General features: G+C 59.8%; 14 protein-coding genes. 7 read left to right on the forward strand and 7 right to left on the reverse strand.

Going from position 1 to position 13,061, the window contains the following annotated elements; all coding sequences use genetic code 11:
• Positions 1-261: 261 nt before the first annotated feature.
• A complete protein-coding gene (locus J3A64_RS08940; RefSeq protein WP_210064136.1) occupies positions 262-1,206 on the forward strand; it encodes a LysR family transcriptional regulator in 945 nt (314 codons plus the stop codon).
• Positions 1,207-1,801: 595 nt separating this feature from the next.
• On the opposite strand, the gene J3A64_RS08945 is transcribed toward J3A64_RS08940, so the two are convergent.
• From J3A64_RS08945 to J3A64_RS08960, 4 genes are all read right to left on the reverse strand, one after another.
• On the reverse strand, positions 1,802-2,890 hold the full coding sequence (locus J3A64_RS08945) for an alkene reductase (RefSeq protein ID WP_210064137.1): 1,089 nt from the start codon (positions 2,888-2,890) through the stop codon (positions 1,802-1,804).
• A gap of 126 nt (positions 2,891-3,016) precedes the next feature.
• Complete coding sequence (locus tag J3A64_RS08950) at positions 3,017-3,394, reverse strand: carboxymuconolactone decarboxylase family protein (protein WP_210064138.1); 378 nt, start codon at positions 3,392-3,394, stop codon at positions 3,017-3,019.
• An 82-nt stretch (positions 3,395-3,476) separates the two neighbouring features.
• Positions 3,477-3,869, reverse strand: coding sequence for a thioredoxin (trxA, locus tag J3A64_RS08955; protein WP_307807181.1), 393 nt, complete (start codon positions 3,867-3,869; stop codon positions 3,477-3,479).
• 26 nt (positions 3,870-3,895) lie between these two features.
• The gene (locus J3A64_RS08960) at positions 3,896-4,645 is read right to left on the reverse strand and encodes an SDR family NAD(P)-dependent oxidoreductase (RefSeq protein ID WP_210064140.1); all 750 of its coding nucleotides are present in this window, start codon (positions 4,643-4,645) and stop codon (positions 3,896-3,898) included.
• 108 nt (positions 4,646-4,753) lie between these two features.
• On the opposite strand from J3A64_RS08960, the gene J3A64_RS08965 reads away from it, so the two are divergent.
• Both J3A64_RS08965 and J3A64_RS08970 read left to right on the forward strand, forming a co-directional pair.
• Complete coding sequence (locus J3A64_RS08965; RefSeq protein WP_210064141.1) at positions 4,754-5,344, forward strand: TetR/AcrR family transcriptional regulator; 591 nt, start codon at positions 4,754-4,756, stop codon at positions 5,342-5,344.
• A gap of 132 nt (positions 5,345-5,476) precedes the next feature.
• On the forward strand, positions 5,477-6,232 hold the full coding sequence (locus J3A64_RS08970) for a transcriptional regulator (RefSeq protein WP_210064142.1): 756 nt from the start codon (positions 5,477-5,479) through the stop codon (positions 6,230-6,232).
• A gap of 38 nt (positions 6,233-6,270) precedes the next feature.
• Here the strand turns inward: J3A64_RS08970 and J3A64_RS08975 are convergent, their stop codons facing one another.
• Positions 6,271-7,440: a MalY/PatB family protein gene (locus J3A64_RS08975; protein WP_307807182.1), complete on the reverse strand. Its 1,170-nt coding sequence runs from the start codon at positions 7,438-7,440 to the stop codon at positions 6,271-6,273.
• A 71-nt stretch (positions 7,441-7,511) separates the two neighbouring features.
• Positions 7,512-7,928: a RidA family protein gene (locus J3A64_RS08980; RefSeq protein ID WP_210064143.1), complete on the reverse strand. Its 417-nt coding sequence runs from the start codon at positions 7,926-7,928 to the stop codon at positions 7,512-7,514.
• A gap of 417 nt (positions 7,929-8,345) precedes the next feature.
• Between J3A64_RS08980 and J3A64_RS08985 the strand changes: the two genes are divergently transcribed.
• Positions 8,346-9,845, forward strand: coding sequence for an amino acid permease (locus J3A64_RS08985; RefSeq protein ID WP_210064144.1), 1,500 nt, complete (start codon positions 8,346-8,348; stop codon positions 9,843-9,845).
• Positions 9,846-10,288: 443 nt separating this feature from the next.
• On the opposite strand, the gene J3A64_RS24095 is transcribed toward J3A64_RS08985, so the two are convergent.
• Positions 10,289-10,816 carry a helix-turn-helix domain-containing protein gene (locus J3A64_RS24095; RefSeq protein ID WP_374100539.1) on the reverse strand — a complete coding sequence of 176 codons (528 nt, stop codon included), beginning with the start codon at positions 10,814-10,816 and terminating at the stop codon, positions 10,289-10,291.
• A gap of 345 nt (positions 10,817-11,161) precedes the next feature.
• Between J3A64_RS24095 and J3A64_RS08995 the strand changes: the two genes are divergently transcribed.
• The 3 genes from J3A64_RS08995 (at position 11,162) to J3A64_RS24100 (ending at position 12,901) form a co-directional block, all read left to right on the forward strand.
• Positions 11,162-11,722 carry an OsmC family protein gene (locus J3A64_RS08995; RefSeq protein ID WP_210064146.1) on the forward strand — a complete coding sequence of 187 codons (561 nt, stop codon included), beginning with the start codon at positions 11,162-11,164 and terminating at the stop codon, positions 11,720-11,722.
• 123 nt (positions 11,723-11,845) lie between these two features.
• On the forward strand, positions 11,846-12,133 hold the full coding sequence (locus tag J3A64_RS09000) for a hypothetical protein (protein ID WP_210064147.1): 288 nt from the start codon (positions 11,846-11,848) through the stop codon (positions 12,131-12,133).
• Between the two features lie 252 nt (positions 12,134-12,385).
• Positions 12,386-12,901, forward strand: a complete 516-nt coding sequence (locus J3A64_RS24100; RefSeq protein ID WP_210064148.1) for an alpha/beta hydrolase fold domain-containing protein — start codon at positions 12,386-12,388, stop codon at positions 12,899-12,901.
• Positions 12,902-13,061 lie beyond the last annotated feature (160 nt).

Consider the following 13,061-nt stretch of genomic DNA (forward strand, 5'->3'; position numbering starts at 1 on the left):
TCGTCCGACTTTTCGGAACGTTATCGAACGTTTTTATGCTTTCAGCGCCAAAACGTTCGATGTCACTAGTCATTTCTAATGAAAAAGTCATTGACTGTACGATTCTATAGGTCTAGGCTGACGAACACGGCACGCGGATGGAAGTCAGTCATTCGTTCGATACTTCGGACACACCGAGTCGGTCCGGTAAGACTCTTCGCAACCGCTGGCATCACAGTGCTCCACCTGCGGTTCCAAGACGTCGATAGAACGGGGCAACCAATGAATATCAAAGAGCCGGATCTGAGCGATCTGCATCTCCTCGTCACCGTCGCCGCCACCGGCAGCATAGGTCAAGCAGCGACGGCATTACGGCTGACACAGCCCTGCGCCAGTCGGAGGCTGGCAAGTCTGGAGCGCTCTCTTAAAGTCCAGGTTCTCCAGCGTAGCCCCCGAGGGACCACGCTTACCCCGAATGGGCGGGTAGTTGTAGACTGGGCAGCCACCCTGTTGCGCGCCACAGAGCAGTTCACGAATTCTGTGGCCGCCCTCGGCCAGACGAGGAACGCGAGCTTGAATGTCGCGGTGAGCATGACCATTGCGGAGTACTACGCACCCAACTGGCTAGCGAAGGTTCGAACAGCCGATCCAGACACGACGGTTACGCTAAGTATGGCCAATTCTCATGACGTCATCACCATGGTCGAAGCGGGCAGGGTCGACATAGGACTCGTTGAATGTCCTCAGATCCGCGATTCAGTCAAGAGCCAATCATTTGGCATCGATGAACTGGCAATAGCAGTCCTACCGGATCATGAGTGGGCTCGACCCAACCGCAGCGTGACCCCGGACGAACTGGTGGACACGGATTTATTGGTCCGAGAACACGGTTCCGGAACCCGTGAAACACTGGACCAGGCCCTGGCAGCAACAGGACTTACTGTGACCCCTACGCTCGAACTCGCATCCAATACCGCTTTAAAGTCCGCCGCACTTGCTGGAATGGGTCCCGTCGTTTTGCCGGCAATCGCCATGTCTCGGGAGCTTGACAGCGGACAGCTGGTCGAGGTCGACCTGGTTGATCTGGCGCTTTCCCGTCCTTTGTCCATCATCTGGTCCGACGCGGCGAAATTCTCCAATGAGGCAGGTCTCCTCCTGCTGAAAACAGCCCGCGAGGATCGGCGTACGCGGAGCCGAAGGTCACGTCTCGAGAAGATTGCAAGCTAAACCTTGCTTGATGCGGCCTTTTGAGACCCCTGGCACCGTCTCGCAGTTGGGTACAGGCAGAGATTCACCTAACCAAGTGAAGACTCTACCGACCGGCAGTTTGAGGCTGTGAGTGGTTGGGTAGCGCCGAGGGAAGTCAGATGGGACCGACCCTGGTTGCCTGCCGGTACGTTACGTGAGCCGGGCGACCATCGGCATAGGAAGCCCCGGGAAGTCAAGTTTCGTCCGGGAACCGCCCCTTCCAAGCATTGGTGCTCTTGGGCTCAACTTTAGCTGTCCGTGAACTAAATGGACTCTCGAATCGGTATTGCCGAACATGCCGCCTCGAGTCCGTCTGAGCATCTTTGCGATGCGCGTGAACCGCCTAATCCGACAAAATGGGCTTCACTGTTCCTGATGGCTGAACCAGACCCATGATCGTGCCCCACCACAGGACAGGCTGCATTCGGTTGGCAACCGTGCAGGAAGCAATCGAGAACCTCACGTTCCCCGCAAAACCGTAGGGCGTCGACCAGCCACATGGGGATCGACGCACGAATCGAACAGCTCCCGGCACTTCGCAATTTGCAGGTACCGGGAGCGACCGCGAAAAGACCTACGTCAGTGAGTCTCGATAAAAGGGGTAATCGGTGTAGCCCTTGGCACCTTTGGCACCTTCGCCGTAGAAAGTCGCCGCATCCGGTTCATTCAGAGGCAGTCCGTCTTCCCACCGACGGGCAAGGTCTGGGTTGGCAATTGCGGGCCTGCCCACCACGACGCCGTCAGCATGGCCGTCCTTGACAAGTGCGACTGCCTCCTCGCGGGTGGTGACCAACCCAAAGCCGCTGTTGACGAGGAACACGCCACCAAAACGTGCACGCAGGTCCTGGACAAGATCGCTTGTTGGATCGTGGTGGAGCATGCTCAGGTAAGCAAGATTAAGCCGAGATATGCTGTCCACCAATACCTTGTACGTGGCATGGGCTACGGCGTTATCGGCTTCGTCCATTTGGTGCTGTTCGTTTTCAGGGGAAATGCGGATACCCACGCGGTGAGAACCCACCGCAGCTGCCACTGCCTCTACGGTTTCGATCACGAATCGGGCGTGATTTTCCGGGGTTCCGCCGTAGCTGTCGGTGCGGACATTCGTGTTGGGTGAAAGGAATTCGTGCAGGAGAAAACCATTGCCGGCGTGGAGTTCAACCCCGTCGAATCCTGCTTCAATTGCGTTCTTGGAAGCTGTTACCAGTTCATCGATGACAGCCGGCAACTCATCCATCGTCAGGGCATGCGGGACAGGGTAAGGCTTCTTACCTTCCGGAGTCCGCGCTTCGCCATCCATGGCTACGGCGCTGGGGGCCACGACACGATGACCCCAGGTGATGTCCTCATGCGTGACGCGGCCACCGTGCATGATCTGGGCGAAGATCCTGCCACCCTCGTCATGGACCGCTCCCGTAACCTTCTTCCAAGCACATATCTGGTCCTCGGTGACGAGGCCCGGCTGGCCAGGGTAAGAACGCCCGGCGGGTACCGGGTAGATTCCTTCGCTCACAATGAGGCCCAACGAGGAGCGCTGACGGTAGTGCTCGGCCACCAATGGACCAGGAATACCTTCGTCCCCGGAACGCGTGCGCGTCAACGGGGCCATAACTAGTCGGTTTGGCAGCTCGAGCTCGCCGAGAACCAAGGGAGAAAACAGCATGTAGGCGCCTTTCTAGTGGCGGAATAATTGCGTGACAAAGCCTGCGAGGCATCGATGAAGGACCCTGGGGCAGACGGTGTTCGCCCAGGGCCCTCCACCTCATTCCCAACCGGGAAGGTCAGGAACTTAGGAAACTTCAGCCGGGGCGTGCGAGTGTCCAGCGGTTACGGCGTCAGGTGTTCCTTCAAAGAACTTCATGGCCATGAACCCGTGCGCGAAACTGCCGCCAGCACGCAGTGCCGACGCGATCATGACTGTTTCGGCCAGTTCCTCGGCGGTGGCACCTTCGGCTTTGGCAGCCTTCACATGCGCTTCAATGCAGTATGCGCATTGGGTAGTGAGGGCAACGGCAATTGCCATGAGCTCGGTGTTCTTGCGGGAGATGACTTTACCGGCGCCGCTTAGCGCTTCCTGGTCAAACGCCAGGAACGACTTCACGGCATCAGGGGCGGCGTTTCGGAGGTGGCGGAGGTAGCGGTGGTCTGTGTGCTCGTGGTAAGCCAAGGTATATTCCTTCGTCTGTGGGTTGTGCAGTAGAGGGCAGTCTTTGTCTGCCCGGTATTGGGTACCGGGCACGCAACGGGCGTCAGTTGCGGACTTCGGAGCCCAGGTAGGGGGCGAGCCGGTCCTCGAAGGCTTCCTTTGGCATGGCGCCAACGAATGAGCCGGCGACGTCACCGTTGTTGAATACCCGGAAAGCCGGAATGGAGGTGACGCCGTACTTCTGCGCGAGCTCGGGGTTCTCATCGACGTTCACTTTGATGACGTCGACTTTGCCGGCCTGTTCTTTAGCCAGCTGGTCAAGAACGGGTCCGACGGCGCGGCACGGGGGGCACCAAGGTGCCCAGAAGTCGACCAGGACCGGCAAGTCGTTCTGGAGGACATCGGCCTGGAATGTTGAAGTGGTAGTAGATCGTACAGACATGGGTTCCTCTTTCATCTGTTGTTGGTGGTTTGCGTTGGCGCCGGTGTACCTCACGACGCAGTTCTGGGCTTCCGTTGAAATTAGAGCTGGGTGGTCCCGCCGTCGACGGCCATGTCAGTCCCGGTGACGAAGCTGCTGTCGCTTGAGGCCAGGAACAAGATGGCGGAAGCAATCTCATCCGCCCCTCCCATGCGGCCCATGGGGACGGTGCTGACCAGCCCGGCCCGAACAGCCTCAGGATCTGAGCCGCCGGTATACAGCCCGTCGAGAATCGGCGTCTCAATCGGGCCGGGGCTTACTGAGTTCACCCGGATGTGGCGGCCCATGAGTTCGGCCGCCCAGCTGCGGGCAAACGACCGCACAGCAGCCTTACTGGCAGAGTAAGCAGGGAAATCCGACCATCCAAGCATGTGCCCGACACCGGCGACCAAGACGATGGACCCGCCCTCGTTAAGTAGAGGCAGCGCCTTCTGCACAGTGAAGAAGGTTCCACGGGCATTGATGGCGAACGTCCTGTCGAAGTGCTCAGGGGTTGCGTCCGGCAGTGAGGCAGCCTCAGCGATCCCGGCGTTGGTGACGATAAGGTCGACTCCGCCGCGCTCCTGCTTCACCTGGGCCCACAGTTGGTCAAGATCTGCCAAATTCGCGATATCACCCTGTACGGCAACCACATCTCCGCCAATTTCAGCCTGTGCCTTCGCGAGTTCCTCTTCGCGGCGACCCGTGATGTAGACCGTTGCACCCTCCGCGACAAACCTCTTCGCGGTCGCCAGACCGATGCCGCTGCTGCCTCCCGTGATCACGGCTGTCTTGTTGTTCAGCTTGCCCATCCCGCCCTTGCCTTTCTGTAGTGTTCACTAAAGAACTTATGAGGTAAACTGTAGCGATTACTACAGAAAAAGCAAATCGAGAGTTTGAATGGATGAGGAGGGCACGCCATGCCGGGAGGCCGTAAGCGAGGTTTTGATGATCAGGTGGCCCTGCAGACAGCCATGGAGTTGTTCTGGCGCCAGGGATACGAAGGCACGTCCATCGCTGACCTGACGAAGGCCCTGGGCATTAACCCCCCGAGCCTGTACGCAGCCTTTGGCAGTAAGCGGGACTTGTTCGAAAAGACCTTGGACCGGTATATGTGCGAACGCAGCGTCCAGCTGGAGGACGCGATGGCGCAGCCCACGGCGCACGAGGCGGTTCTCGACCTTCTGACCGGCAGGGTCCGGGTGTTCACCTCCCCCGGTCAGCCCGCTGGCTGCATGACGGTGCAGGCGGGACTGTCATCGGGTGAGCCGCACCATGAAATAGTCGACCTCCTCGCGGCAGCCCGCGAGGAAATTCGGCAAACGGTGCTGGACCGGCTAGATAAGGCCTTGGCGGACGGTGATCTTCCAGCTGGCACCAATTGCACGGCCCTCGCCCGATATGTCATGGCTGCCATTTACGGACTCAGTGTTGAAGCAGCCTCGGGCGCTCCTCGGGAAGAACTCATGGCAGCTGCCGAACTCGCCGCCCAGGTGGTACCGCGGGGGTAAACAACGAGGGCTAAAGATGCCCAACGGCGCTTCTAATCCCTTCCGCAATGATGAGTTGCTCCCCGCGGTCGCCTTTAACAAGATGTTAAAATAGACTCAACAGCAGGTCAAATGGTCACAGGGAGGATCGGCATGATGGAAGGACCGACGGGCTTGATGGCCCCGGCTCCAGAAGGGCTCCAAGGCATGGATGCCGAGTCCATTAACTGCGTTCTTGAGCTTCTGGTGGCGCCATTACAAGCCGCCGTTCCCCAGCCAACGGAAGTCGTCCTGCACGACCTTCAGCGCATTCCGGACACGGTTCGGGCCATTGCCGGCGTAGTGACGGGACGGCGAATCGGCGATCCCCCAACAGACAAGTTGCTGGAACGAGTTGCCGCCGGTGATCTCAGCCACGAAATTGGCTACCGCTCCCAGTTGCCCGATGGCCGGATCCTTCAAAGCAGCACAATCATCTATACAGACAAGGACGGCCGCGCGGCTGCAGCCTTGTGCTTGAACACCGATGTATCAGCGTGGGTCTCCTTGCGTGCGGCGATGGACCGTTTTGTTCTGGGTCACGAATCCGCCCCGGCCCAGAGTCACGCGTCCATGGCTGCCCAGCGTAATCAGGCGTCATCAGCCCCGGCGAACGGAAGCGAGTACTTTCCGCACAGTGTTGAAGATCTGAGTGGGCGACTCATTGAGGCAGCCATAGCAGCTGTGGGGGTGCCGCCCAAGAAAATGCGCAAGGAACACAAGGTCGAGGTAGTGGCCGAGTTGGATCGCCGCGGGTTCTTCCTGATCAAGCAGGCGGCGGAGACCGCTGCCGCGGCCTTGGGAGTGACGAGGTTTACGATCTACAACTACCTCAACGAGGTGAATGGAACGTCGGAAGCTGGCGACTAAGGCGGGCCCGGTATCACTTATCGGGCCCGCCCGGCAAGTCAGCGCAGTGGATGAACGCGCCCCATCCGCTCAATTGCTTCGGTGAGGATCGCCTGGGACGTCGCAAAGTTCAGCCGAACGTGGCCCGCTCCACCGCTTCCGAAGACATGCCCTGAGCTCAAGGCCACCCGGGCCTCGTCCAGGAACATCTTGGTTGGCCCCGCCACATCGCTCACCACCGCGAGTCCCGGGGGGCTATCCTGAGGTGCACATTCGAGGTACCGGCAGTCCAGCCATGCCAAGTAGGTACCTTCGGGCTCCGTGTAACCAGCCACGGGTAGATGCTCTGCAAGGAGCTGCCGGAGCAGGGTCCTGTTCGAGTCCAGTCCTTGGATGAGCGCGTTGAGCCAGTCCTGTCCATCACGAAGGGCGGCAGTGTGGGCGATAAGTCCAAGGTGGCTTGGTCCGTGGCTGACTTCTTCTGGCATGCGAGCCAGGTCCGCGCCGGCATCAGGTCCCGCGACGGCCAGAGCTGCTTTGAGCCCAGCGAGGTTCCACGCCTTGGAAGCTGACATCACGGCGAAGGCATTCTCAGACCCAGGAACGCTCAAATACGGGATGAACTGCGCACCGGGCAACACAAGCGGAGCATGTATTTCATCGGAGACCACCCGCACGTCGTACTTACCCGCGAGTTCAGCAACCGCAGTCAACTCGGCCATGGTATGAACAGTGCCGGTTGGGTTGTGGGGGTTGCTGAGCAGGTACGCTGCCTTGCGTCCCTGTTGGTTGATGCGGAGGAAAGCTTCTTCGAGATTATCGAGACTGATCCGTAGGTCCGGGCCCAACGGAGCTTCTATGACTTGCCGGCCATCATGGGTAACGAAGGCGTAGAAGGGTGCATACACCGGCGAATTGACTACTACAGCGTCACCCAGGCTCGTGACAAGACGCAGGACTTCGACGACGCCCATCATCACGTCGGGAACAATCGCAGTCCGGCTAACTTCCAAGTCGCTCCAAGACCACTTGTTGGCGGCGAATGCGGCGAAGGCCTCTGCATAGGCCGTGCCTATCGGATAGCCTGTGTCGCCCGCGTCGATGGCACGATGGAGGGCTTCAGCCACCGCGGGCGCGAGCCGAACATCCATTTCGGCGACCCAGAGCGGCAGCACGTCCTCAGGGTGGACGCGCCATTTCATGCTGGTGCGTTGGCGAAGCTCGGTCAAGCTCAGCTCCTCCAGCGGGTTCGGAATCTGCCTGCCAGTATGGATACCCCGGGAAAGCATGCTCTCCGACGTCAGCATTGGACTGCCAACTCGATCTCGACGCTGGCTCCCAATGGGAGGGATGCCACTCCGAGCGCCAAGCGTGCGTGTTGCCCGCGATCACCCAGAGCCTCCAATATCTGTTGTGACGCCGCATCCACTACAGCTGGTGCGTTGCTGAAACCCTCACCCGTGGCGACATACCCGCCCAGACGCGCAACGCCTTTCACGGCATCCAGGGAGCCCAAAGCGTCACGGACTACGGCAAGGCAGTTTTGGGCTGCCAGGGCTGCCGCTTCCTGCGCCTGCTCCAATGTGATGTCCGTTCCGACGCGTCCAGGGTGGAGGAGCCCGGTCTCGCTGACCGGAAGCTGCCCCGAAACGAACAGCAGTTCCCCTACGCGACGCGCTCGGGCGTACAGGGGCGGAGTAGTAACTGGACTTGTCATGGTCTGGCCTTCCAAAAGAGTTGAAAACCGGGGAAGCCCCGGGAGTCCGCGTCGAGACCCATGTGAGGGTGGGCGCGGCGGCGTCACCCCCAATGATTACACAAAACGTGGAGAATCCGCAACGAGAATGTACGGCAAATGTTGCGATACACGCATAGTTGTTGAAACTTTGAACCTTCTTACAACTTCCTGTTGATTTATGTGTGACTTGGGGCATATCCTCAACTCACCATTGAGAGCGTGTCGTTTACTAGCGACCCGACTTCCAGCTCCGCTCTCGTTGCTACCTTGCCTTCCTTTCACCAGAACTCCGTGCCAAGGGATGCATGAACCCCGACCTCGGGCGGCGCACTCACCACCTGAATCATCAGCCTCCCTTCTGATCGCATCAGAATCATGGCCCCAAGAAAGGTCCCCATGTCCATTCCACAATCTGACCTTGGCCTGCCCTCAGAGCAGGAACAACTCCGCCAGTCCCCGTCTGTTCATGCCGAAGACGCGGGCTACCACAAGAGCCTGAAGCCCCGGCAGATCCAGATGATCGCCATTGGCGGCGCCATTGGCACCGGACTGTTTCTAGGCGCAGGTGGCCGCCTGGCGGCCGCAGGACCCTCGCTTATGCTCGCTTACGCGCTCTGCGGGGTCTTCGCGTTCCTCATCCTTCGCGCCCTTGGCGAGTTGGTGCTTCATCGGCCCACGACAGGATCTTTCGTCTCGTACGCCCGTGAATTCTTCGGGGAGAAAGCCGCCTTCGTTTCAGGCTGGTTCTACTGGGTTTCGTGGGCCACCACGACGGTGGCGGACATAACGGCCGCGGCGCTCTACATGAATTTCTTCGGCAACTACGTGCCGTGGATCGGAGCAGTTCCGCAATGGCTATGGGCACTGATAGCGCTTGTGGCGGTGCTCGGCCTGAACCTCATCTCGGTCAAGGTGTTCGGCGAGCTGGAATTCTGGTTCGCGTTTGTGAAGGTCGCAGCACTGGTGGCCTTCCTCCTGATCGGAACCTACTTCGTCGTCTTTGGCACCCCCACGGGCGCTCCCGTAGGACTACAGCTCATTCAGGAAAACGGCGGGCTCTTCCCCACCGGCTTGCTGCCCATGATCGTCCTGATGCAGGGTGTTATCTTCGCGTACGCGTCGATCGAACTCGTGGGTACGGCCGCGGGCGAAACGGAGAACCCCGAGAAGACCATACCCAAGGCCATTAACTCCGTCATCTTCCGCATCGCGGTGTTCTATGTCGGCTCAGTCATCCTGCTTTCACTGCTCCTGCCGCACATGTCATATGAAAAGGGTGTCAGCCCTTTCGTAACATTCTTCGGCTCCATCGGCATCCAGGGCATTGACGTCATCATGAACCTTGTAGTCCTGACCGCCGCACTGTCTTCGCTCAACGCCGGCCTTTACTCCACAGGCCGCATCCTGCGCTCCATGTCCGTCAACGGGTCGGCCCCCAAATTCGCCGGCCGCATGAATCGGGCAGGCGTACCCTATGGCGGGATTGCCCTGACCGCAGGTGTCTCCCTCCTCGGCGTCCCACTCAACTACCTTGTCCCCGGCGAAGCCTTCGAAATTGTCCTCAGCGTCGCGGCAGTCGGCATCATCGTCGCCTGGGCCACCATCCTCCTCTGCCAAATCCAGCTCAAACGCTGGGCCGACAAAGGCCGGATCACCCGCCCCGCCTTCAGAATGATCGGCGCACCCTACACCGGCTACATCTCCCTCATCTTTCTGGCCGCCGTGCTCATCATGACTTTCATCGACTCACCCCCCACGCTCCTCGTCACCATCGCGGCCGTGGGCCTCATCGTCGCAGGATGGTTCGCTTGCCGCGACCGCATCAAGACCATAGCTTCTGAGCGGGACCCTTTTACCGGCGTCGTTCCCACGCTGGGACGCTCACACAAGCAATAGCCGTACCTTTCGCCAGACAGATATGAGATATTCGCCTGGCTCCCGGGGCTTGCCTCGGGAGCCAGGCGGGTCACTTTGACCTGACTGATATTCTAAAGGGCGTCTGCGAGCATCCTGCGAACTTCACGTTGACTGAATCCGGGGCTCAGCCTGAGGAGACTCTCGGAAAGCTCAGCGGCTTCACGCTGAAGCCATGCAACGAGCTGACTACGATGCGGTTCGGCTAGCCGGGAGTCTAAGGTTTCAAGGGGACAGCGCAGCGACGGCAGAGCCGTCAGCTCCCATGAGGGGAACACCGAGTCCGTCTGCGCCCGGAACGAGGACTTCTGGAGACATTGAATAGCCGTGTGCTCTGGACTTTTCTAACAAGCGCGCCAGGCCGACGGCGTCGACTTCGTGGGGGCCGACCGGCAGGTGAGATGCGTTGAGCATCAGTTCCTCGATTAGCTCTTGCGGCTGGCCGGCGAGAAGCGCCAGACTTCCCGGACACGTTCCTCGTGGCCTGCGATCGCCGATCCGCAGTGTGACTGTCCTGATCTGGAAGCTCCCGACAACCCTGTCCACACATAACGCCTGGGAGCCCGTCCGGACAACAAGGTACACGGTATCTCCGGAGAGCTCGGCCAGACGCTTAAGGTGGGGGCGGCCAAGTCCATCAGGCCGTGACGGTCCGAAGCAGTGCTGCCGATGGTAACGAGCGGTAGGCCGAGGTAGAAAGTGGACGAGTCCTCTTCCTGATCTAGCCATCCCACTTTAAGCAGGGTTCCCAGAAGCCTATGAATCGTGGTTTTTGACATCCCAGTCTTCAGGGCAATGTCAGTGAGCCTCGTGCCTGTCTCGCCTGCATCGGCAACTACCTGAATGATCGAGGCGGCACGCTCTACGCTTCTGACGCCGTCAGCTGATACTTGCTTCATATAGCCGTAACCATCCTTAGTGGACGCGCTAACCGCTTTCATCGGCAAGTCCATCTGTCGATCCCAGTCTATGGTTCGCTGCGGCGCGTGAAGCCGGGTGAGCCGTACTAGCAGGGCACGCGGATGAAAGCCGCTGTACGGCACAGCTGTCAGCCTCAGCCAGCAGCGCGAAACCTATGCCACAGTTTAGTCAATGCCGTAGAGTGGAACTTGGTTCCGCTGTGTGGACCGTGGGTAGTCGTGATGACCGTGATGAGTGTGCCGTGCTGAGAGTCAGCCCGCGGGTCTTTCTACCCACGCACTCCTGGACCGTCCGGCTTGCCGCCAAACCAGAGCGGGAGACGGAGTGCGGTGTCCCCTGCCCGGCGACCAAACTAATCAACCAACCGAAGGAACAAGATGAGCACCGTAACCACCCAGCCCAGTGTTGACCAGACCGCCGTCGAAGCGACCGTCGCAGCCGTGACAGCCCAGCGCGAACTCGGCCAAGTAACGTTCACCATGCGTAGCCAATCCACCGGCAGACTGACCGCAAAGACACAGACCGGCCCGTTGACCCAAGCCGGTGTTCCGGACGAATCCCGCCTCGGCAAATTCACTTTGCACAGCGACGAGCCCCTTGGCCTGCTCGGAACCGACACTGCCGTCAGCCCTGCCGAGTTTCTCCTGAAGAGCCTCGCAGGCTGCTACACGGCGACCCTTGCGTTCCTCGCCGCTGCTCGCGACATCACGCTCGATGAGGTTCGCCTGACGCTGGGCTTCGAAACTGACCTCAGCGGCTTCCTGGGTATCGACGAAACCGTCCGAAAGGGAGCAAACAAGGTGACCGTCGACGTCGAAATCGACAGCGTCAGCACATCCCGCGAGCAGCTCGAGGAACTCGTCAAGGCTCTCGAGGCAACCTCCCCCATCCGGGACACCATCGCGAACCCGGTAGTGGTCACTACCCGCCTCGTCTAACCTTGCACCACCCCGCGGGTCCGGCCCACAACAAAATGGGCCGGACCCGCGGGCCTTTGCCAAGGCACCCGCCGGGCGCGTCTTGCAGGGAAAATTCCGGCTCCGGTCATCAAACATCTCGTGATGAAGCCTCTCGCACGGAAACCTCAAGGCATCATGGCCTTCATTGAGAACAACGACGACGCCAAAATCAATGCCTACTTTGGTTCCCGCAGCGAGTGGGAGAGCATAGGTGATTGGTCCACTTTCTGGCCCCACGGCCCGACAGGGAACCCCATTTCCTGGCAGCCACGTATGAAACCACACGACGATTCCAATGCTGCCCGGATGAACGAAACCCAGAAGGCGTCCTTGACGAAGTGTATTCGGGTCCCCATGGACCGCTTCCCGCTCGGCTCTACGCACGCCTGATGATGTTGCACCCGTGCTCGTGTTGCTTCACGACGGCTCGTTTTCCCACGGTGATTTGGACTCACCGGAGGCTCACGATGTTGGCCTCGGGCTGGCCGCCAGAGGCATTCAGGTCATTTCTGTGGACTATCGACGCGTCCCTCCGTGGAACCCACTGCGTAAAACCCGCCCAGGAACGCTCCACGGCGTCCGATTCCCCATCCCGCTGGACTATGTGTCCGCAGCATTCAAAGCGGTTTCGCTCAATACGTCATGCGGCGACAAGTCGTCTTCCCGGATTGCCCTTGGCGGTGCCAGCGGCGGCGCATTTCTGGAAGCCGCGGCCACGTTGGAACTCGGCCAAGGACGGGAACAGCCTGCGGCCTTGTTCTCGCATACCCCACGGTCCATGCAAAGCTTCCGCCGATCCAACCGGAGCCGAAAAGGAAGCTCCGGACCTTCCGCGGTCTCTGGCAGTTCACCCCCGCGACGGTGGAACGAATCAACCGCAACTACGCTGGATCGCTCGGGGTCATGACGGATCCACGTGCTTTCCCGGGTGGGGCAGACCTGTCGAAGTTTCCAGACTCTCTAATCCTTAACGCTGAATTCGACAGCCTTCGCGCATCGGGGGATGCGTTTGCACCCGAACTGAGAGCCCACCACGTCCCCGTCGAGAGTGAGTATGTGGCTGGTGCGCGCCACGGCTTCCTCAACAAGCCCGGCACTGAGGCCATGAGCACGGGTTTGGATCGAATTGCAGTGTGGCTTCATGCCAGAGGCAAATGAACGAATCGACGAGGTTCTGCTTCCCGGGTGGTGAGACTTGGGTGTACTGCGAGCGCAGTACACCCAAGTACGACGATGGAACGACGTCCGCGCTGTGGAAGCGAACAAGACTGGGACTACCTCTGAACACGGCCCGCCTCGATATTCGCTTATAAGGAAC

The sequence above is a fragment of the Pseudarthrobacter sp. PvP004 genome (assembly GCF_017876035.1).
In the GTDB taxonomy this organism is placed as follows: domain Bacteria; phylum Actinomycetota; class Actinomycetes; order Actinomycetales; family Micrococcaceae; genus Arthrobacter; species Arthrobacter aurescens_A.

What these genes read in the sequence shown, in the direction of transcription:
- J3A64_RS08995 (WP_210064146.1), top strand. Translation starts at nt 11,162, where the DNA reads ATGAGCACCGTAACCACCCAGCCCAGTGTTGACCAGACCGCCGTCGAA.
- J3A64_RS08970 (WP_210064142.1), top strand. Translation starts at nt 5,477, where the DNA reads ATGATGGAAGGACCGACGGGCTTGATGGCCCCGGCTCCAGAAGGGCTC.
- J3A64_RS08965 (WP_210064141.1), top strand. Translation starts at nt 4,754, where the DNA reads ATGCCGGGAGGCCGTAAGCGAGGTTTTGATGATCAGGTGGCCCTGCAG.
- J3A64_RS24095 (WP_374100539.1), bottom strand. Translation starts at nt 10,816, where the DNA reads ATGGACTTGCCGATGAAAGCGGTTAGCGCGTCCACTAAGGATGGTTAC.
- J3A64_RS08960 (WP_210064140.1), bottom strand. Translation starts at nt 4,645, where the DNA reads ATGGGCAAGCTGAACAACAAGACAGCCGTGATCACGGGAGGCAGCAGC.
- J3A64_RS24100 (WP_210064148.1), top strand. Translation starts at nt 12,386, where the DNA reads ATGCGGCGACAAGTCGTCTTCCCGGATTGCCCTTGGCGGTGCCAGCGG.
- J3A64_RS09000 (WP_210064147.1), top strand. Translation starts at nt 11,846, where the DNA reads ATGAAGCCTCTCGCACGGAAACCTCAAGGCATCATGGCCTTCATTGAG.
- J3A64_RS08980 (WP_210064143.1), bottom strand. Translation starts at nt 7,928, where the DNA reads ATGACAAGTCCAGTTACTACTCCGCCCCTGTACGCCCGAGCGCGTCGC.
- J3A64_RS08945 (WP_210064137.1), bottom strand. Translation starts at nt 2,890, where the DNA reads ATGCTGTTTTCTCCCTTGGTTCTCGGCGAGCTCGAGCTGCCAAACCGA.
- J3A64_RS08940 (WP_210064136.1), top strand. Translation starts at nt 262, where the DNA reads ATGAATATCAAAGAGCCGGATCTGAGCGATCTGCATCTCCTCGTCACC.
- J3A64_RS08985 (WP_210064144.1), top strand. Translation starts at nt 8,346, where the DNA reads ATGTCCATTCCACAATCTGACCTTGGCCTGCCCTCAGAGCAGGAACAA.